Source organism: Bacillus sp. AY18-3, assembly GCF_008042305.1.
GTDB lineage: Bacteria > Bacillota > Bacilli > Bacillales > Bacillaceae_G > Bacillus_A > Bacillus_A wiedmannii.
The window spans coordinates 40,802-58,227 of the sequence record NZ_QKQR01000025.1; the positions used below are offsets into that span (position 1 = coordinate 40,802).

Genomic DNA, 17,426 nt, shown 5'->3' on the forward strand with positions numbered 1-17,426 from the left:
AAAACGAACGGAGGTGTGACCACATGTCTCGTATTGGTAAAAAGATTCTTGAAATCCCTGCAGGTGTTACTATTACAATTGCAGAAGACAATACTGTAGCAGTAAAAGGCCCTAAAGGTGAATTAACTCGTAAATTCAATGCTGATATGTCTATCAAAATTGAAGAAAATACACTAACAGTTGAGCGTCCATCTGAACAGAAGGAACACCGTGCATTACACGGTACAACTCGTGCTTTAATCGGAAACATGGTTGAAGGTGTAACTACAGGTTTCGCACGCGGACTTGAATTAGTCGGTGTTGGTTACCGTGCTCAAAAACAAGGAGATAAACTTGTATTAAGCGTAGGTTATTCTCATCCAGTAGAAATGACTCCGGAAGCAGGTCTTGAAGTTGAAGTACCTGTACCAACTAAAATCGTAATCAAAGGTATCGACAAGCAACGTGTTGGCGAATTTGCTGCTAACATCCGTGCTGTACGTGCTCCTGAGCCTTATAAAGGTAAAGGTATTCGTTACGAAGGCGAAGTTGTTCGTCGTAAAGAAGGTAAAACTGCTAAGTAAACCCGTTAGGTGAGAGAAAGGAGTGACAAGAATGATCACTAAAGCTGATAAAAATGCGACTCGTAAGAAAAGACATGCACGTGTACGTGCTAAACTTACTGGTACTGCAGAACGTCCACGTTTAAACGTGTTCCGTTCTAACCAACATATTTACGCTCAAGTTATTGATGATGTAAATGGTGTAACGTTAGTAAGTGCATCTACTCTTGATAAAGACCTTGCTCTTAACGGTACTAGCAATACTGAAGCTGCTACGAAAGTAGGAGAATCAGTTGCTAAGCGTGCTGTAGAGAAAGGCGTTAAAGAAGTAGTATTCGATCGCGGTGGTTACTTATACCATGGCCGTGTTAAAGCTCTAGCTGAGGCTGCTCGTGAGGCTGGATTACAATTTTAATGGTCAAAGGAGGGAAAATTGATGCATCGCATTGACCCAAGTAAATTAGAACTTGAAGAACGTGTAGTTACGATAAATCGTGTCGCGAAAGTTGTTAAGGGTGGTCGTCGTTTCCGCTTTGCTGCACTAGTTGTAGTTGGCGATAAAAACGGTCATGTTGGATTCGGTACTGGTAAAGCACAAGAGGTACCAGACGCAATCCGCAAAGCTATCGAAGACGCTAAGAAAAACTTAATCGCTGTACCATTAGTTGGTACAACAATTCCACACACAATCAACGGTCATTTTGGAGCTGGTGAAGTATTCTTAAAACCTGCTGCTGAAGGTACTGGTGTTATTGCTGGTGGACCTGTTCGTGCGGTACTTGAATTAGCTGGTGTACAAGATATTCTTTCGAAATCTCTTGGTTCTAACACACCAATCAATATGATTCGCGCTACTGTGAACGGATTAAGCGAACTTAAGCGCGCTGAAGATGTTGCAAAATTACGCGGTAAATCTGTAGAAGAGCTACTAGGTTAAGGAGGGAAAACAAATGGCGAAAAAGTTAGAAATTACCCTCACTCGTAGTGTAATTGGTCGTCCACAAGATCAACGTGCGACGGTAGAAGCTTTAGGTCTTAAAAAGTTGAATTCAACTGTAGTTAAGGAAGAAACTCCTGCTATTCTTGGTATGATCAACAAAGTTTCTCACCTTATAACTGTAACAGAAGCTTAAGGATAACTCATTAATATAAGGAGGTGCCTGGGAATGAAACTTCATGAATTAAAACCTGCAGAAGGTTCTCGTAAAGTACGTAACCGTGTCGGTCGTGGTATCGGTTCTGGTAACGGTAAAACTGCTGGTAAAGGTCATAAAGGACAAAACGCACGTTCTGGTGGCGGTGTTCGTCTTGGCTTCGAAGGTGGTCAAACTCCATTATTCCGTCGTTTACCAAAACGCGGCTTCACAAACATTAACCGTAAAGAGTTTACTATTGTAAACTTATCAACGTTAAATCGTTTTGAAGATGGTACAGAAGTAACACCTGAATTATTGCTGGAAACTGGCGTTATCAGCAAGTTAAACGACGGTGTTAAAATTCTTGCAAGCGGCGCAGTAGAGAAAAAATTAACTGTTAAAGCGCACAAGTTCTCTTCAAGTGCTAAAGAAGCAATTGAAGCAGCTGGCGGATCAGTTGAGGTGATCTAATGTTTCGTACAATCTCCAACTTTATGCGCGTTGCTGAGATAAGACGTAAAATATTATTCACTTTAGCGATGTTAATCGTATTCAGAATTGGCACGTTTATCCCAGTGCCATTTACAAATGGAGACGTACTGAAAGCACAAGATCAATTAAATGCCTTAGGTATCCTAAATACATTTGGCGGTGGCGCCTTGAAAAACTTCTCCATCTTCGCGATGGGAATCATGCCGTATATTACAGCATCCATCATCGTGCAATTATTGCAGATGGATGTTGTTCCTAAATTTTCGGAATGGTCGAAGCAAGGTGAAATGGGCCGTCGTAAACTAACGCAATTCACGCGTTACTTTACAATTGTTCTTGCGTTTATTCAGGGGTTTGGTATGTCAATTGGTTTTAACGGTATGGTAGGTGGGCAATTAATTTTGAATCCTGGTTGGAGCACTTATTTATACATTGCTACGGTACTGACTGCTGGTACTGCATTTTTAATGTGGTTAGGTGAACAGATTACAGCTAAAGGTGTAGGTAATGGTATTTCCATCCTTATCTTTGGCGGTATTGCCGCAGCGATCCCAAGTGTTATATCTCAAGTGTATCAACAACAGTTTCAAAATATCGGAGATCAATTGTTCATGAGTATCGTTAAAGTTGCATTGATCTTACTAGCTGTGCTAGCGGTTATTGTTGGTGTTATTTTCATTCAACAGGCTGTTAGAAAGATCCCAATTCAATATGCGAAGCGTGTAACAGGAGGGAATGGGAATCATGCTGGAGCACAAAACACACATTTACCCCTTAAGGTAAATAGTGCGGGTGTTATTCCAGTCATTTTTGCTGTTTCATTCTTAATTACGCCTCCAACTATTGCACAGTTCTTCCCGAATCATGATGTATCGCAGTGGATCATTGCAAACTTTAACTATTCTCACCCAGTGGGAATGATCATATATGTTGCGCTCATTGTAGCCTTCACATATTTCTATGCGTTTGTTCAGGTTAATCCAGAGCAAATGTCAGAGAATCTAAACAAACAAGGTGGATATGTTCCAGGTATTCGTCCGGGTAAGAATACGGAACAATATCTAACAAAAATCTTGTATCGTTTGACCTTTGTAGGATCAATTTTCCTAGCAGCGATTGCAATCTTACCAGTTATCTTTACGAAATTGGGAAATCTTCCTCCATCTGCACAGATTGGTGGAACGAGTATGTTAATCGTTGTCGGCGTTGCTTTAGAAACAATGAAGCAGCTAGAAAGTCAACTGGTAAAACGCCATTACAAAGGGTTTATCAAGCAATGAGTAAGTGGGAAGAATTGTCTTCCCTACATGCTCATGTACTCTGAGGGGGAACAAGGATGAACTTAATTTTAATGGGGCTTCCTGGTGCTGGTAAAGGTACACAAGCCGAACAGATTGTTGCCAAGTATAACATCCCTCACATTTCAACAGGAGATATGTTCCGTGCAGCTATGAAGGCTGAAACTGAAATGGGTCTACAAGCAAAATCTTTTATTGATAAAGGTGCACTTGTTCCAGATGAAGTTACAATCGGAATCGTTCGTGAACGTTTAAGTCAAGAAGACTGCGTAAGAGGTTTCTTACTAGACGGTTTCCCACGAACTGTTGCACAAGCATCAGCTCTTGAAGAGATTATGAAAGATCTTGGTAAAAAAATCGACTATGTTTTAAACATTAATGTGGATTCAGGGTTGTTATTAACACGCCTTACAGGCCGTCGCATTTGTAAAGAGTGCGGTGCGACTTACCACTTAGAATTCAATCCACCAGCAAAAGCTGATGTGTGCGATAAATGTGGTGGCGAATTATATCAACGCTCTGATGACAATGAAGAAACTGTGGCAAATCGTTTAGATGTAAATATTAAGCAAACAAAACCTTTGCTTGATTTCTACGAGGAGCTTGGTTACTTACAAAGCATTAATGGTGAGCAAGATATCAATAAAGTATTTGCTGATATCGATGTTCTCATCGGAGGCTTAGCGTAATGATCATCTGCAAAACTCCTCGCGAGATAGAAATCATGCGAGAAGCTGGCAGGATCGTTGCTTTAACTCATCAAGAGTTGAAACAGCATATTACTCCAGGAATTACAACGAAAGAGCTCGATCAAATAGCGGAAAAGACGATTCAAAAATATGGTGCTACGCCATCTTTTAAAGGATACAACGGATTTCCGGGGAGCATATGTGCTTCTGTAAATGAAGAGCTTGTACACGGAATTCCAGGGAAGCGCAAGCTCGAAGAGGGCGATATCATCAGTATCGATATTGGTGCGAAATACAATGGGTACCATGGAGATTCTGCATGGACGTATCCAGTTGGAAACATTTCTGAATCTGTTCAAAAGCTACTTGATGTCACAGAAAAATCGTTGTATCTTGGTCTAGAACAAGTAAAACCAGGCGAAAGATTATCAAATATCTCACATGCGGTTCAAACCCATGCTGAAGAGAATGGGTTCTCGATCGTTAGGGAGTATGTTGGTCACGGAATCGGGCAAGACTTACATGAGGACCCTCAAATCCCGCACTATGGTCCACCAAATAGAGGCCCTAGATTAAAGCCGGGAATGGTCATCTGTGTTGAGCCGATGGTGAATCAAGGAAGACGATATGTAAAAACACTATCTGATGACTGGACAGTGGTAACGGTAGATGGTAAATGGTGTGCACACTTTGAGCACACGATTGCTCTTACAGAAGCAGGATACGAAATCCTTACCACTTTATAAGTAGCTGGCTCTCCGGGATTTCAGAGCAGTGTAAAATGTTACTGATTTGAAGAAGGGAGAACTATTGAATGGCTAAAGATGATGTAATTGAAGTCGAAGGTACCGTTCTTGAAACGTTGCCAAATGCTATGTTCAAAGTAGAATTAGAGAATGGGCATGTCGTATTGGCTCACGTTTCTGGTAAAATCCGTATGAACTTCATTCGTATTTTACCAGGAGACAAAGTTACGGTAGAATTATCTCCGTACGATTTAAATCGTGGTCGTATTACGTACCGTTTTAAATAATATAGCACTCCGTAATCTTTAAGGAGGTTCGAGACATGAAAGTAAGACCGTCAGTTAAACCAATCTGCGAAAAATGTAAAGTTATTCGTAGACGTGGAAAAGTAATGGTTATTTGTGAAAACCCTAAACATAAACAAAAACAAGGTTAATCAGAAGGAGGTGCATTCAGAATGGCACGTATCGCAGGTGTAGATATTCCTCGAGACAAACGCGTTGTTATTTCTTTAACTTACGTATTCGGCATTGGTCGCACAACTGCTGAAAAAATTCTAACTGAAGCTGGTATTTCTTCAGAAACACGAGTTCGTGATTTAACGGAAGACGAACTAGGACGTATCCGTGATATCATCGATCGTATTAAAGTTGAGGGAGACCTTCGTCGTGAAGTATCTCTTAACATTAAACGTCTAATGGAGATCGGTTCTTACCGTGGTCTTCGTCACCGTCGTGGTTTACCAGTTCGTGGTCAAAACTCTAAAAACAATGCTCGTACACGTAAAGGTCCACGTCGTACAGTAGCAAATAAAAAGAAATAATAAGTAAAGGAGGTTGAACTAACAATGGCACGTAAAACAAACACTCGTAAAAAACGTGTGAAAAAGAATATTGAAGCTGGTATAGCTCATATTCGTTCTACTTTCAACAACACAATCGTAACACTTACAGATACTCATGGTAACGCACTTTCTTGGTCTAGTGCTGGTGCACTTGGTTTCCGTGGATCTCGTAAGTCTACTCCATTCGCTGCGCAAATGGCTGCTGAAGCTGCTGCTAAAGTTGCAATGGAGCACGGTTTAAAAACTTTAGAGGTTACTGTTAAAGGTCCTGGTGCTGGTCGTGAAGCTGCAATTCGTGCTCTTCAAGCTGCAGGTCTAGAAGTAACAGCAATTAGAGATGTTACTCCAGTTCCTCATAATGGATGTCGTCCACCAAAACGTCGTCGTGTGTAATTTTTCTGTATAGAATTTTCCCTTTTGTCTATAATGGATATGATGCATTATCGAGAAATTTCGTACAGAAACATCGCTTGTTGTGCACAATCGGGAACTGCCTAAGGGGGACTTTCGGTTAGACAGGGGGTATCCCTTTGTTTAACCGGGGTTTCGACGTTTTGAAGGAGGGTTTAGTTAATGATTGAAATCGAAAAGCCGAAAATCGAAACGGTTGAACTTAACGAAGATGCTAAATATGGTAAATTCGTAATTGAACCGCTTGAGCGTGGATATGGTACTACTTTGGGTAACTCCTTACGTCGTATTCTTTTATCCTCACTCCCTGGTGCCGCTGTTACTGCTATCCAAATCGATGGCGTATTACATGAATTTTCAACAGTTGAGGGCGTAGTAGAAGACGTTACGACGATCATCTTAAACTTGAAAAAGTTAGCTCTTAAAATCTACTCTGAAGAAGAGAAGACGTTGGAAATTGATGTGCAGGGCGAAGGTATTGTCACAGCTGCTGATATTACTCACGATAGTGATGTAGAAATCTTAAATCCAGATTTACACATTGCAACGTTAGCAAAAAATGCGCATTTCCGCATGCGTTTAACTGCAAAGCGTGGCCGTGGGTATACGCCAGCTGATGCAAATAAAAGCGAAGATCAACCAATAGGAGTAATTCCTATTGATTCTATTTATACTCCAGTATCACGTGTGACTTACCAAGTGGAAAAGACACGTGTCGGACAAGTGGCTAATTATGATAAGCTTACGCTTGATGTATGGACGGATGGAAGCATCGGGCCAAAAGAAGCTATCTCTTTAGGTGCCAAAATCTTAACTGAGCATTTAAATATCTTTGTTGGTTTAACTGATGAAGCACAAAATGCTGAGATTATGGTCGAGAAGGAAGAAGATCAAAAAGAGAAAGTTCTTGAGATGACTATCGAAGAACTAGATCTTTCTGTTCGTTCTTATAATTGCCTAAAACGTGCAGGAATTAATACTGTACAAGAGCTTGCGAACAAAACAGAAGAAGATATGATGAAAGTTCGTAACTTAGGACGTAAATCCTTAGAAGAAGTTAAACATAAGCTTGAGGAATTAGGTTTAGGTTTACGTAAAGACGACTGAGGATTTAAACCCATCAACAAAGGAGGGAACTACGAATGGCATACAGAAAATTAGGCCGTACAAGTGCGCAACGTAAAGCTATGTTACGTGATTTAGCTACTGATTTAATTATCAACGAGCGCATCCAAACGACAGAAACTCGTGCAAAAGAACTTCGTTCTGTAGTGGAAAAAATGATCACTTTAGGTAAACGCGGAGATCTTCACGCTCGTCGTCAAGCAGCAGCTTTCATTCGCAATGAAGTAGCTAACGCTGAGACTGGTCAAGATGCACTTCAAAAATTATTCGCTGATGTAGCTCCACGCTATGCTGAGCGCCAAGGCGGATACACTCGTATTGCAAAAATTGGTCCACGTCGCGGAGACGCAGCACCAATGGTAATTATCGAGTTAGTATAATGATAATTAAAAGGGCAGGACAGTTCTTTTCAAGAAACTGGTCATGGCCCTTTTTTTTAAATATAAAAATAGGCTAACTTGGCGAAGGAAAGGGTGCCTTGTATTGAAAAAAGAGAAACTTCGGACAGAAAATATATCATTTCAATATCCTGGGGCAGCCACTTATGCATTAAAAGATGTTTCATTTGCCTTGTATGAGGGAGAATGGGTATCTGTTATTGGACAAAACGGTTCAGGGAAGTCTACACTTGCAAAATTATTGAATGGTTTGTTTTTGCCGGAAGCAGGGACTATTACAGTAAATGATACAATGGTTTTATCAGAGGAAACGGTATGGGATGTTCGAAAACAAATTGGGATGGTATTTCAAAATCCAGACAATCAATTTGTTGGAACGACAGTGCAAGACGACGTTGTTTTTGGCTTAGAGAATATCGGAATGCCAAGAGAGCAAATGGTAGAAAGATTAAATCAGGCTCTCAAACTTGTCCGTATGGAAGATTTTCTTAATGATGAACCTCATTCGTTATCTGGTGGGCAAAAGCAGCGAGTGGCAATAGCAGGCGTTTTAGCACTTCAGCCATCTATTTTGATATTAGATGAAGCAACGTCAATGTTAGATCCTCAAGGGAGACGTGAAGTAGTAGAAACGGTTAGACAACTTGTTAATCAAAAAGGTATTACCGTGTTATCAATTACGCACGATTTAGAAGAAGCGGCACAATCAGATCGTGTCATTATTTTAAACAAGGGAGAAATATTAGAGGAAGGGACTCCAAAGCAAATCTTCAAGTCCTCTCATATGCTCCAAGAAATTGGATTAGATGTACCATTTTCAGTGAAAATAGCAGAATTATTAAAAAGAAATGAAATTCTCTTGCAAAATACGCATCTTACAATGGAAAGCTTGGTGAACGAACTTTGGAGATTACATTCCAAAAAGTAGAACATCGTTATCAATATAAAACTCCATTTGAAAGACGCGCACTTTATGATGTAGACGTGTCGTTTCCAAGTGGGGGCTATTATGCCATTATCGGTCATACTGGTTCAGGTAAGTCGACGATGATTCAACATTTAAATGGTTTATTGCAGCCGACGAATGGCACAGTTCAAATTGGTGAACATTTCATTTCGGCAGGAAAGAAAGAAAAAAAGCTAAAGCCACTACGTAAAAAGGTAGGGGTTGTCTTTCAATTCCCAGAACATCAGTTGTTTGAAGAGACTGTGGAGAAGGATATTTGTTTCGGCCCTACTAATTTTGGGGTATCTGTAGAAGAAGCGAAGCAAAAGGCAAGAGAGGCAATTGAACTTGTAGGGTTAGAGCCAGAACTATTAACACGTTCACCGTTTGAGTTAAGTGGTGGGCAAATGAGGCGTGTTGCGATAGCGGGTGTATTGGCGATGGAACCCGAAGTGCTTGTATTAGATGAACCTACAGCAGGACTAGATCCAAAAGGGCAGAATGAACTTATGGAGATGTTTTATAAGCTGCATAAGGAAAAAGGTCTTACAGTTATCCTAGTAACACATAATATGGAGGATGCTGCTAAGTATGCGGAGCAGATTGTAGTCATGCATAAAGGAACGGTCTTTTTGCAAGGAAGTGCAGAGGAAGTATTTTCACATGCTGATGAACTAGAGAAAATTGGCGTGGATCTTCCTATGTCTTTAAAGTATAAACGTGCAATTGAAGAGAAGTTTGGCATTTCAATCCCAAAGGCTACCTTATCTTTAGAGGATCTTACTCATGAAGTTGTGCAGGTGTTACGAAAAGGTGGTCATGAATCATGCAGCAGTTGATTATTGGAAGATATATTCCAGGGAAGTCTCTTATTCATCAACTTGATCCACGTACGAAGCTGCTGATTGTCTTTTTATATGTATTTGTTGTTTTCTTAGCAAATAATGCGATTTCATATGGATTTTTATTTTTATATGCACTCATTGCTTTATTTTTTGCAAAAGTGCCGATTCGTTATGTACTTTCGGGCTTAAAACCAATTCTATGGATTTTTCTTTTTACATTTTTCCTGCATATTTTTACAAATAAAGAAGGGGAAGTACTATTCCAGCTTGGTTGGTTTTCGATACATGAAAAAGGATTAGAGCAAGGGATATACATTTCTATACGATTCTTCGTTATTATTTTAATGACGACATTATTAACGTTAACGACGACACCTATTGAGATTACAGATGGTTTGGAGACGTTATTAAAGCCGTTGAAACGTATAAAAGTTCCTGTTCATGAAATCGCATTAATGATGTCAATTTCTCTTCGTTTTATTCCGACATTAATGGATGAAACGAGTAAAATAATGAAGGCACAATCTTCACGCGGTATTGATTTCGCAGGAGGACCGATAAAAGATAGGATGAAAGCTATTATCTCACTACTCGTTCCTCTATTTATCAGTGCTTTTAAGCGTGCTGAGGACTTAGCAATTGCTATGGAAGCACGTGGGTATCAAAATGGTGAAGGACGTACTAAATTTAGGCAACTACGCTGGAAAACAAGTGATACAGTAACGATAATAAGCTTACTTTGTTTAGCTTGTATTTTGGCATGGGTGCGATCGTAATGGAGAATAGAGAAATGGATAGAATAAAATGTACGGTTGCATATGATGGCATGCATTTTTGTGGTTATCAAATTCAGCCGCAGCATCGTACTGTTCAACAAGAGATTGAGAAAGCTTTGCAGAAATTGCATAAAGGAGCACTTGTTCGTGTTCAGGCATCGGGCAGAACGGATTCTACCGTTCACGCTAAAGGACAAGTCATACACTTTGATACACCGTTGTCGCTTGAAGAGTGGCAATGGAGTAATGCATTAAACACAATGTTGCCAGATGATATTGTTATCAGACAGGTAGAGAAAAAAACAGAAGAATTTCATGCGCGTTACGGTGTCGAGAGAAAAGAATATCGTTATCGTGTATTATTATCAAAGACTACGGATGTATTCCGTAGAAATTACGTATATCAATATCCATATCCGCTCGAAATAAGCTCTATCAGAAAGGCGATTCCTTATTTTATTGGAACGCATGATTTCACTTCTTTTTGTTCGGCAAAAACTGACAAAAAAGATAAGGTGCGAACGATTTATGAAATTGAGTTAATTGAGCAAGGCGATGAATTAATTTTTCGTTTTGTAGGTAATGGATTTTTATATAATATGGTCAGAATTATTGTTGGTACGTTACTTAGCGTAGGGCAAGGAAAGCTTGATTCTGATAGCATTCCAGAGATTTTAGCGAAACAAAATCGTCAGTTTGCTGGAAAGATGGCTCCAGGTCATGGACTTTACTTATGGCAGGTAAACTATAACAACTAATCCTGGTGTAACATTTGCTTGACATTAGAAACTCAAAAGTATATCATAACATATGGTATTGTTTCTAAAACCACGATTAGCCCCGGAAGGAAATCGTGTTTAAGATAAACAATAGATTTTTTCTATGGAAAAGATAACGAGGAGGGAAACACATGCGTACGACTTTTATGGCAAAAGCTAACGAAGTTGAGCGTAAATGGTATGTGGTTGATGCTGAAGGTCAAACTTTAGGTCGCCTATCTACTGAAGTAGCATCTATTTTACGCGGTAAAAACAAACCTACATTTACACCACACGTTGACACGGGTGATCATGTAATTATTATTAACGCTGAAAAAATTCATTTAACAGGTAATAAATTAAACGATAAAATTTACTACCGTCACACTAACCACCCAGGTGGACTTAAACAAAGAACAGCTCTAGAAATGCGTACAAACTACCCTGTACAAATGTTAGAGCTTGCAATTAAAGGGATGCTTCCAAAAGGACGTTTAGGACGTCAAGTATCTAAGAAATTAAACGTGTATGCTGGAGCAGAGCATCCACACCAAGCACAAAAACCAGAAGTTTACGAACTTCGCGGATAATCAATTAAAGGAGGGCTTACTTTGGCACAGGTTCAATACTATGGCACTGGACGTCGTAAGAGTTCAGTAGCGCGCGTACGCCTAGTTCCAGGCGAAGGACGCGTTATCATTAACGGTCGTGATTTTGAAAACTATATCCCATTTGCTGCATTACGTGAAGTAGTGAAACAACCTCTAGTTGCAACAGAAACTTTAGGTAACTACGATGTACTTGTAAACGTAAATGGTGGTGGATACACTGGTCAAGCTGGTGCTATTCGTCACGGTATTTCTCGCGCTTTATTAAAAGCTGATCCAGAATACCGTCTAACACTAAAACGTGCAGGTCTATTAACTCGTGACGCACGTATGAAAGAGCGTAAAAAATACGGTCTTAAAGGCGCACGTCGTGCACCTCAGTTCTCAAAACGTTAATTTTTGCGAACTACAAACCCCAACCATTTTGGTTGGGGTTTTTTTATGTTTCATTCCTCTTTTGTAATTTTTGTAGTTTGGAATATTTTAGTGCTATTCTCTCGCGTATGCTTCTTCTTTAGAAGTTTAGACTAATACGTATTAGGGAGGTTTATAAGTACTATGAATGTCATTGTCAGCTTACAAGAAAAACAAAAAGAAAAGCAGTTGAAATATGAACGGAAGATGCTGCGAGAATTATCATTAAAAACATTACGTTCAAATATTAGGGATGCCTTTCAGATGCAGGAACTTCATCGTCAGTATGAAGATTACTGTATTGAATTAGGGATAGAATCGTATTTATTAGGAGCGAGATACAGTAAGTTTGGTTATTATGGTGAATCATTCTTTGATGTGAAATATAGAGCCTTAGAAGAAGAGCAACAATTAACGGAAACACTATTCCAATTTTTAACGAGCATGACTATGCGGGAAATTAAGTTACAAGATGAGGAATTACTTTTTGAATCTTGCCAGCAGTTTATCGGCTTATGGTGGCAGGAAGGATATGAAAAAGGTGAAAGAAGATATCGATTAAAGCTTCATTAAGACAAGCATAAACTTTCCTCTTGTCCCATATAAGTAATTAGAGGGACTAGCTGGAGGAGGAAAGGTATGAAGAGAATTCGAATTATCTCTTTTGCACTCGCTGCGGTTGTTTTGTTTTTTTTAGTCAAACAAGAATTTCAAATTACAAAATCGTGGCGAGCTTGGAATTTACCCTTATCAGGGAAAGTGATTGTATTAGATGCTGGGCATGGTGGGCCAGACGGAGGGGCTGTTGGTGGAAAAGATATTATAGAAAAAGATATTACGCTTGAAATTACAAAGAAGGTACAAGATTATTTACAAGAACAAGGTGCACTAGTTATTTTAACACGTGAGGGAGATTATGATTTAGCTCAGAAAGATACAAAATCATATAGTAGACGTAAAGCAGAGGATTTAAAAAAGCGTGTAGAGATTATTAATAAGCCTGATGTAGACTTTTTTGCGAGTATTCATTTAAATGCTTTAACTAGTAGTGGATCGAAAGGAGCACAAACGTTCTACTATCGTTCTTCGGTTGAAAATGAACGTGCTGCGAAATTTATACAAGCTGAATTGAGAACGAGTTTAGAGAATACGAATCGTTCTGCTAAAACAATTTCTCATGTGTATTTATTGAAGTATGCGAAAACACCAGGTGCTCTAATTGAAGCTGGCTTTTTATCGAATGTAAACGAAAGGTATATGTTAAATTCGGAGAAATATCAGCAAAAGGTAGCGGCTGCAGTATATCGTGGTATATTACGTTATTTCACGGAAAAAGGGAATCCTCCAGAATAAGGAGGATTTTTTGAGTTTCTCCCGTTAACGAAGTTTTCCGAAAATATGTTATACTGGAAATGTAAACGCATTTATTTCAAAAATAAAGAGAGATAAATTTAATTAACATTACGTTATTTTTCATACAGGGGGCTGGGCTAACTATGGTAACGAAAGAGCAAGTAGTGGAAGCGTTAGAAGGGATTGTAGATCCGTTTTTACATAAAACGTTAAAAGAAACAGGTGCAATTAAAGAGGTAACAGTTAAGCCTGAGAAGGAACATGTAAGTGTTAAAATTGCAATTGTAAAAACCGGTACAGCGGAACAAATGCAATTGCAATCTGGAATTGTAAAATTAGTAAAAGAACTAGGAGCAGCAACAGTAGGGCTTCGCTTTGCAGAATTTACAGAAGAGGAATTAGCTCAGTTTGCACCGGAACAGGAAGAAGAGCAAACTGAATCTTTATTGTCACCAAATTCAAAAACAACATTTTTAGCAGTGGCGAGTGGAAAAGGTGGAGTCGGAAAATCAACAGTTTCTGTTAACCTTGCTATTGCTTTAGCTCGTCTAGGTAAAAAGGTTGGTATCATTGATGCTGATATTTATGGTTTTAGCGTACCGGATATGATGGGGATAGAAAAACGTCCTGTTGTAAGAGGAGATAGAATCATTCCAGTGGAGCGTCTAGGTGTAAAGGTAATTTCAATGGGATTCTTTGTAGAAGATAATGCACCGGTTATTTGGAGAGGCCCTATGCTTGGGAAAATGTTAAATCACTTCTTTACAGAAGTAGAGTGGGGCGATTTAGACTATTTAGTTTTAGATTTACCACCGGGTACAGGTGATGTTGCGCTAGACTTACACTCAATGTTGCCAGCTTGTAAAGAGATTATTGTAACAACGCCACATCCAACAGCGGCATTTGTGGCAGCGCGTGCTGGAGCCATGGCTTTACGTACAGAACATAGTATTCTTGGTGTTGTTGAAAATATGGCGTATTTTGAAAGTAAAACAACTGGTGAAAAAGAATATGTGTTTGGAAGAGGTGGAGGAGATAAATTAGCTACAGAACTTCAAACAGAAGTACTTGGCCGAATCCCGCTTCAACAACCTGATTGGAATAAAGATGACTTTGCGCCTTCAGTATATGAAGATACACATACGACGGGTCTTATTTATCGTACGATAGCTGAGACAGTAATTGATAAAATAGCTGTCGCGCAAAAATAAAATAATAATGAGTGGACGATACATATATTGTCCACTCATTATTATAATTATTATTTTTACTGTTGCTCCTTTTTACCGTCTTGGGAACCACCTTCACCGCCTGCTTCTTTTTTATCAGATCCACTTTTTTCGGCCTTTTGTACACCTTTACTAATAATATCAATCATCTTAGCTTGGAAGAGTGGGCTTTCAGCAGTTTCTGTTAGTACTTGTTGTAAATATTGGCGGTATTCTTTGCTCTTCATTGTTTGTAACATTATTTTTTCTACTTCAGGGTTTTTCATAATTTCTATAACGCCTGCTTGGTATTCAGGGTCTTTTAGTAATGTTTTCATTAAGGTTGTTTGTTCTTTCCCCATACTTTTAGCGAATTTCGATGAGAACTCAGGGTCTTTAAAGAGCTTTTCCCAGAATTGTTGCCCTTTGTCGGATACCATTGCATCTTCAATCGTTTTCTTTACTACTGTTTCATCTAGTATGAGTGCTTGTTTCATTTTTTCATCAGTTAACACATCTTGAATGGCTTTCTTACCTTGATCGGTTTTTAAAATATCAACAATCATTTTCTTCGTTTGATCATAATCAAGTTCGGACTTTGCTTCTTTTCCTTGTGCACATGCTACAAGTACAAGAAATAGAAAAGAAGAAGTCAAAACGAGCAGCATCCGTTTCATAAGTTGGAACTCCTTTCAACACAGTTCTCTCTTTTTAATATAAATATCTTTAAGGAATTTATACATGAACATGGCTAGCTTTTTGAAATTGTCATTGATACAATTTAATTAGAAATATAAGGATAATGGGGGATGTGTTGTGAATAGCCGCAAGTGGGTACGCCTGTTTTTTACGACGTTGTTTCTAGGTGGGATTAGCACGGTCATTATTGGGTTTGTTTTGGAGTGGGACAAGTACGCTGAATTTTTTCAAAATTTCGACGGAAAGGAGATTTTAGCAGTTTCCTTCTGGTTGATGGGTGTAGGATTTATTTTTAGTGTTATAAGTCAAATGGGGTTCTTTGCCTATTTAACAATCCATCGTTTTGGACTGGGGATGTTCAGGTCACCTTCTTTATGGAATGCAGTCCAGCTCTTCTTTATTGCATTCGTTTTATTTGATTTCGTGTATTTAAGATCCATATTGATTGCAAATGGGGAAGTTTCGTTAGGGAATAACATACTTGTTGCAGGTGTATTATTTGTGTTTGGGGCGATTGTTGCTTACATAAAAAGTAAAGAAACGAATAGAAAGGCATTTGTGCCCGCTTTGTTCTTTATGGTTGTTGTAACAATTCTTGAGTGGGTACCAGCGCTTCGTATTAATGACACAGATTGGTTGTATTTAATGGTGATACCACTTTTATTATGTAATGCATATCAGTTACTTATATTACATCGTTTAATTGGAAAGGCGAGTAAGTCGGCTTAAGTAAGAGAGATTTTTGAGTTTTTATGCAGGGTGGTTGTACGAATATAAATATCGGGATGAAAAAAGCTCTACTACCTTGATGAGAGGTAGTAGAGCTTTTTATGTGTGAAGGCACGAGGGAAAAGAATTACCTTACATCTTTACTTTTTGTACTTGTGTTAGAAATAAGTTGTGATACCGATATTTGCTCATATCCGTCACTCTTTAATTTTTGTAGAAGCAGTGGTAAAGCTTTATTTGTTTGAAGGGCAGAATCGGATGCATGTAATAAGACGATATCTCCACCTTTTAAATTAGTAGAGACATTGGAAACGATATTGTTTACACCTGGGTTTTTCCAGTCGTTTGAGTTATTACTCCAATGGACGATGGTGTATCCGAGTGATTCTGCTATTTTAAGTGTTGCTTTGTTAAAGTCTCCACTAGGTGGACGTAATAGTTTGACTTGTTTCACACCAAGTTTTGTAAAAACATCTTGTGCTCGTAAAAGATCTCTTCGTATTTCATTTGTCTCTAGAGAAGTGTAGGACGTGTAATTATAGCCCATACTACCGATTTCATGTCCATCTTTTATGATGCGTTCAACAACATCAGGGTGTCTTTCTGCCCATGCAGCAGAAACGAAGAAGGTTGCATTCTTAATGTCTCTTTCTTTAAGTGTATCAAGGATTGGAATTGCTTTTTTGTCTCCCCAACTAATATCAAACGTGAATGCAACTTGTTTTTTAGAGGTGTCTCCTTTGTAAATAACTTTAGGTCCTGTCGCAGTTGAAAAAGCAGATTCATGTGAATATGTTTTCAAAAAGAGAAGCCATGCTGTAAATAAGGAAAGTATCACTATTAAGCTAATGTGTTTAAAAGCTCGTTTACTCGTAATAAAAAAGAAAAACATAATATTACGCCCCTTTGTCCAATCCTTTTCAGTTACATATATGCTTTAAATATTAAAAAGAGAACAAAGGATTAATATCGTAAGCAGTGGATATAATGAATGATAGGATTTTGATAAGTGAAAATGAGCGTAACGTTTATTGCTTTGTAAGAAATGATTGAGGTGATGATTTGCTTGGGTTTATGTTAACGAAAGAAGAGAAAAAAGAAATGGAATACATATTGAAGAGGGAGTTAGAAGAACTGTTATTTGATTTTGAAGATGAACGTATTCATGACGTTGTAAAAAAGGCGATGGAAGAAAGATATAAAATCATTTTTTGTTTGTTTCGAAGAGTCGCTAATGCAGAAGAGTGTATGCGTTATGTAAGGAAAAGAATTTTTTATTAAAAAGTGTTGACGTTAATAGTTATTATATGATAAATTAATAACCGTCGCTGATGCGGAAACGCAGAAGACGATAAAAAAGAAATTTGAAAAACTTAGTTGACATTGAAAAATGAAGATGTTAACATAAG

General features: G+C 38.6%; 27 protein-coding genes. 25 read left to right on the plus strand and 2 right to left on the minus strand.

Going from position 1 to position 17,426, the window contains the following annotated elements; genetic code table 11:
- The first annotated feature begins 23 nt into the window (after nucleotides 1-23).
- The 23 genes from rplF (at nucleotide 24) to DM800_RS20735 (ending at nucleotide 14,592) form a co-directional block, all read left to right on the plus strand.
- The gene (gene rplF / locus DM800_RS20625) at nucleotides 24-563 is read left to right on the plus strand and encodes a 50S ribosomal protein L6 (RefSeq protein WP_000086550.1); all 540 of its coding nucleotides are present in this window, start codon (nucleotides 24-26) and stop codon (nucleotides 561-563) included.
- Between the two features lie 31 nt (nucleotides 564-594).
- Nucleotides 595-957 (plus strand): 50S ribosomal protein L18, encoded by a 363-nt coding sequence (gene rplR / locus DM800_RS20630; protein ID WP_000628818.1) that lies wholly within the window; start codon nucleotides 595-597, stop codon nucleotides 955-957.
- Between the two features lie 21 nt (nucleotides 958-978).
- On the plus strand, nucleotides 979-1,479 hold the full coding sequence (rpsE, locus tag DM800_RS20635; protein ID WP_000554646.1) for a 30S ribosomal protein S5: 501 nt from the start codon (nucleotides 979-981) through the stop codon (nucleotides 1,477-1,479).
- 13 nt (nucleotides 1,480-1,492) lie between these two features.
- Nucleotides 1,493-1,675, plus strand: coding sequence for a 50S ribosomal protein L30 (rpmD, locus tag DM800_RS20640; protein WP_001085232.1), 183 nt, complete (start codon nucleotides 1,493-1,495; stop codon nucleotides 1,673-1,675).
- Nucleotides 1,676-1,708: 33 nt separating this feature from the next.
- Nucleotides 1,709-2,149, plus strand: coding sequence for a 50S ribosomal protein L15 (gene rplO, locus DM800_RS20645; protein ID WP_000766083.1), 441 nt, complete (start codon nucleotides 1,709-1,711; stop codon nucleotides 2,147-2,149).
- Nucleotides 2,149-3,450: a preprotein translocase subunit SecY gene (gene secY, locus DM800_RS20650; RefSeq protein ID WP_000490119.1), complete on the plus strand. Its 1,302-nt coding sequence runs from the start codon at nucleotides 2,149-2,151 to the stop codon at nucleotides 3,448-3,450. The genes rplO and secY overlap by 1 nt, the downstream gene beginning before the upstream one ends.
- 56 nt (nucleotides 3,451-3,506) lie before the next feature.
- The gene (locus tag DM800_RS20655; protein WP_001048998.1) at nucleotides 3,507-4,157 is read left to right on the plus strand and encodes an adenylate kinase; all 651 of its coding nucleotides are present in this window, start codon (nucleotides 3,507-3,509) and stop codon (nucleotides 4,155-4,157) included.
- On the plus strand, nucleotides 4,157-4,903 hold the full coding sequence (gene map, locus DM800_RS20660; protein WP_000582534.1) for a type I methionyl aminopeptidase: 747 nt from the start codon (nucleotides 4,157-4,159) through the stop codon (nucleotides 4,901-4,903). The genes DM800_RS20655 and map overlap by 1 nt, the downstream gene beginning before the upstream one ends.
- A gap of 68 nt (nucleotides 4,904-4,971) precedes the next feature.
- Complete coding sequence (gene infA, locus DM800_RS20665) at nucleotides 4,972-5,190, plus strand: translation initiation factor IF-1 (protein ID WP_001029884.1); 219 nt, start codon at nucleotides 4,972-4,974, stop codon at nucleotides 5,188-5,190.
- Nucleotides 5,191-5,225: 35 nt separating this feature from the next.
- Nucleotides 5,226-5,339: a 50S ribosomal protein L36 gene (rpmJ, locus tag DM800_RS20670; protein ID WP_000868344.1), complete on the plus strand. Its 114-nt coding sequence runs from the start codon at nucleotides 5,226-5,228 to the stop codon at nucleotides 5,337-5,339.
- A gap of 21 nt (nucleotides 5,340-5,360) precedes the next feature.
- The gene (rpsM, locus tag DM800_RS20675) at nucleotides 5,361-5,726 is read left to right on the plus strand and encodes a 30S ribosomal protein S13 (protein ID WP_000090790.1); all 366 of its coding nucleotides are present in this window, start codon (nucleotides 5,361-5,363) and stop codon (nucleotides 5,724-5,726) included.
- 24 nt (nucleotides 5,727-5,750) lie between these two features.
- A complete protein-coding gene (gene rpsK, locus DM800_RS20680) occupies nucleotides 5,751-6,140 on the plus strand; it encodes a 30S ribosomal protein S11 (protein WP_000101797.1) in 390 nt (129 codons plus the stop codon).
- A gap of 180 nt (nucleotides 6,141-6,320) precedes the next feature.
- Nucleotides 6,321-7,265: a DNA-directed RNA polymerase subunit alpha gene (locus DM800_RS20685; protein ID WP_000569644.1), complete on the plus strand. Its 945-nt coding sequence runs from the start codon at nucleotides 6,321-6,323 to the stop codon at nucleotides 7,263-7,265.
- A 35-nt stretch (nucleotides 7,266-7,300) separates the two neighbouring features.
- The gene (gene rplQ / locus DM800_RS20690; RefSeq protein WP_000331490.1) at nucleotides 7,301-7,663 is read left to right on the plus strand and encodes a 50S ribosomal protein L17; all 363 of its coding nucleotides are present in this window, start codon (nucleotides 7,301-7,303) and stop codon (nucleotides 7,661-7,663) included.
- Nucleotides 7,664-7,766: 103 nt separating this feature from the next.
- Entirely contained in the window at nucleotides 7,767-8,609 is an 843-nt protein-coding gene (locus DM800_RS20695; RefSeq protein WP_137035281.1) for an energy-coupling factor ABC transporter ATP-binding protein, read from the plus strand.
- Entirely contained in the window at nucleotides 8,585-9,466 is an 882-nt protein-coding gene (locus tag DM800_RS20700; RefSeq protein WP_000406519.1) for an energy-coupling factor ABC transporter ATP-binding protein, read from the plus strand. The genes DM800_RS20695 and DM800_RS20700 overlap by 25 nt, the downstream gene beginning before the upstream one ends.
- Nucleotides 9,454-10,248, plus strand: a complete 795-nt coding sequence (locus DM800_RS20705; protein WP_087983922.1) for an energy-coupling factor transporter transmembrane component T family protein — start codon at nucleotides 9,454-9,456, stop codon at nucleotides 10,246-10,248. Before DM800_RS20700 ends, DM800_RS20705 begins: the two co-directional genes overlap by 13 nt.
- 14 nt (nucleotides 10,249-10,262) lie before the next feature.
- Nucleotides 10,263-11,006, plus strand: coding sequence for a tRNA pseudouridine(38-40) synthase TruA (gene truA, locus DM800_RS20710; protein ID WP_147787492.1), 744 nt, complete (start codon nucleotides 10,263-10,265; stop codon nucleotides 11,004-11,006).
- Between the two features lie 152 nt (nucleotides 11,007-11,158).
- The gene (gene rplM / locus DM800_RS20715) at nucleotides 11,159-11,596 is read left to right on the plus strand and encodes a 50S ribosomal protein L13 (protein WP_001260795.1); all 438 of its coding nucleotides are present in this window, start codon (nucleotides 11,159-11,161) and stop codon (nucleotides 11,594-11,596) included.
- A 21-nt stretch (nucleotides 11,597-11,617) separates the two neighbouring features.
- The gene (rpsI, locus tag DM800_RS20720) at nucleotides 11,618-12,010 is read left to right on the plus strand and encodes a 30S ribosomal protein S9 (RefSeq protein ID WP_000079986.1); all 393 of its coding nucleotides are present in this window, start codon (nucleotides 11,618-11,620) and stop codon (nucleotides 12,008-12,010) included.
- Nucleotides 12,011-12,172: 162 nt separating this feature from the next.
- Nucleotides 12,173-12,601, plus strand: coding sequence for a YbaK family protein (locus DM800_RS20725; RefSeq protein WP_001101006.1), 429 nt, complete (start codon nucleotides 12,173-12,175; stop codon nucleotides 12,599-12,601).
- A 66-nt stretch (nucleotides 12,602-12,667) separates the two neighbouring features.
- Complete coding sequence (gene cwlD / locus DM800_RS20730) at nucleotides 12,668-13,381, plus strand: N-acetylmuramoyl-L-alanine amidase CwlD (RefSeq protein WP_000822446.1); 714 nt, start codon at nucleotides 12,668-12,670, stop codon at nucleotides 13,379-13,381.
- 143 nt (nucleotides 13,382-13,524) lie between these two features.
- A complete protein-coding gene (locus tag DM800_RS20735) occupies nucleotides 13,525-14,592 on the plus strand; it encodes an Mrp/NBP35 family ATP-binding protein (protein ID WP_000256609.1) in 1,068 nt (355 codons plus the stop codon).
- A gap of 56 nt (nucleotides 14,593-14,648) precedes the next feature.
- Here the strand turns inward: DM800_RS20735 and gerD are convergent, their stop codons facing one another.
- Nucleotides 14,649-15,266, minus strand: coding sequence for a spore germination protein GerD (gerD, locus tag DM800_RS20740; RefSeq protein ID WP_087983920.1), 618 nt, complete (start codon nucleotides 15,264-15,266; stop codon nucleotides 14,649-14,651).
- A gap of 139 nt (nucleotides 15,267-15,405) precedes the next feature.
- Here gerD and kbaA point away from each other — a divergent pair, with 139 nt between their 5' ends.
- A complete protein-coding gene (gene kbaA / locus DM800_RS20745) occupies nucleotides 15,406-16,017 on the plus strand; it encodes a KinB signaling pathway activation protein KbaA (protein WP_147787493.1) in 612 nt (203 codons plus the stop codon).
- Nucleotides 16,018-16,144: 127 nt separating this feature from the next.
- Here kbaA and pdaB read toward each other — a convergent pair whose 3' ends face one another.
- Nucleotides 16,145-16,909 (minus strand): polysaccharide deacetylase family sporulation protein PdaB, encoded by a 765-nt coding sequence (gene pdaB / locus DM800_RS20750; protein ID WP_000464700.1) that lies wholly within the window; start codon nucleotides 16,907-16,909, stop codon nucleotides 16,145-16,147.
- Nucleotides 16,910-17,079: 170 nt separating this feature from the next.
- Here pdaB and DM800_RS20755 point away from each other — a divergent pair, with 170 nt between their 5' ends.
- Nucleotides 17,080-17,298 (plus strand): hypothetical protein, encoded by a 219-nt coding sequence (locus DM800_RS20755; protein WP_000900297.1) that lies wholly within the window; start codon nucleotides 17,080-17,082, stop codon nucleotides 17,296-17,298.
- Nucleotides 17,299-17,426 lie beyond the last annotated feature (128 nt).

Bases quoted from the DNA above. Each gene is read 5' to 3' on its own strand.
- rplF (WP_000086550.1), top strand. From the start codon at position 24: ATGTCTCGTATTGGTAAAAAGATTCTTGAAATCCCTGCAGGTGTTACT.
- rplR (WP_000628818.1), top strand. From the start codon at position 595: ATGATCACTAAAGCTGATAAAAATGCGACTCGTAAGAAAAGACATGCA.
- rpsE (WP_000554646.1), top strand. From the start codon at position 979: ATGCATCGCATTGACCCAAGTAAATTAGAACTTGAAGAACGTGTAGTT.
- rpmD (WP_001085232.1), top strand. From the start codon at position 1,493: ATGGCGAAAAAGTTAGAAATTACCCTCACTCGTAGTGTAATTGGTCGT.
- rplO (WP_000766083.1), top strand. From the start codon at position 1,709: ATGAAACTTCATGAATTAAAACCTGCAGAAGGTTCTCGTAAAGTACGT.
- secY (WP_000490119.1), top strand. From the start codon at position 2,149: ATGTTTCGTACAATCTCCAACTTTATGCGCGTTGCTGAGATAAGACGT.
- DM800_RS20655 (WP_001048998.1), top strand. From the start codon at position 3,507: ATGAACTTAATTTTAATGGGGCTTCCTGGTGCTGGTAAAGGTACACAA.
- map (WP_000582534.1), top strand. From the start codon at position 4,157: ATGATCATCTGCAAAACTCCTCGCGAGATAGAAATCATGCGAGAAGCT.
- infA (WP_001029884.1), top strand. From the start codon at position 4,972: ATGGCTAAAGATGATGTAATTGAAGTCGAAGGTACCGTTCTTGAAACG.
- rpmJ (WP_000868344.1), top strand. From the start codon at position 5,226: ATGAAAGTAAGACCGTCAGTTAAACCAATCTGCGAAAAATGTAAAGTT.
- rpsM (WP_000090790.1), top strand. From the start codon at position 5,361: ATGGCACGTATCGCAGGTGTAGATATTCCTCGAGACAAACGCGTTGTT.
- rpsK (WP_000101797.1), top strand. From the start codon at position 5,751: ATGGCACGTAAAACAAACACTCGTAAAAAACGTGTGAAAAAGAATATT.
- DM800_RS20685 (WP_000569644.1), top strand. From the start codon at position 6,321: ATGATTGAAATCGAAAAGCCGAAAATCGAAACGGTTGAACTTAACGAA.
- rplQ (WP_000331490.1), top strand. From the start codon at position 7,301: ATGGCATACAGAAAATTAGGCCGTACAAGTGCGCAACGTAAAGCTATG.
- DM800_RS20705 (WP_087983922.1), top strand. From the start codon at position 9,454: ATGCAGCAGTTGATTATTGGAAGATATATTCCAGGGAAGTCTCTTATT.
- truA (WP_147787492.1), top strand. From the start codon at position 10,263: ATGGATAGAATAAAATGTACGGTTGCATATGATGGCATGCATTTTTGT.
- rplM (WP_001260795.1), top strand. From the start codon at position 11,159: ATGCGTACGACTTTTATGGCAAAAGCTAACGAAGTTGAGCGTAAATGG.
- DM800_RS20725 (WP_001101006.1), top strand. From the start codon at position 12,173: ATGAATGTCATTGTCAGCTTACAAGAAAAACAAAAAGAAAAGCAGTTG.
- cwlD (WP_000822446.1), top strand. From the start codon at position 12,668: ATGAAGAGAATTCGAATTATCTCTTTTGCACTCGCTGCGGTTGTTTTG.
- DM800_RS20735 (WP_000256609.1), top strand. From the start codon at position 13,525: ATGGTAACGAAAGAGCAAGTAGTGGAAGCGTTAGAAGGGATTGTAGAT.
- gerD (WP_087983920.1), bottom strand. From the start codon at position 15,266: ATGAAACGGATGCTGCTCGTTTTGACTTCTTCTTTTCTATTTCTTGTA.
- pdaB (WP_000464700.1), bottom strand. From the start codon at position 16,909: ATGTTTTTCTTTTTTATTACGAGTAAACGAGCTTTTAAACACATTAGC.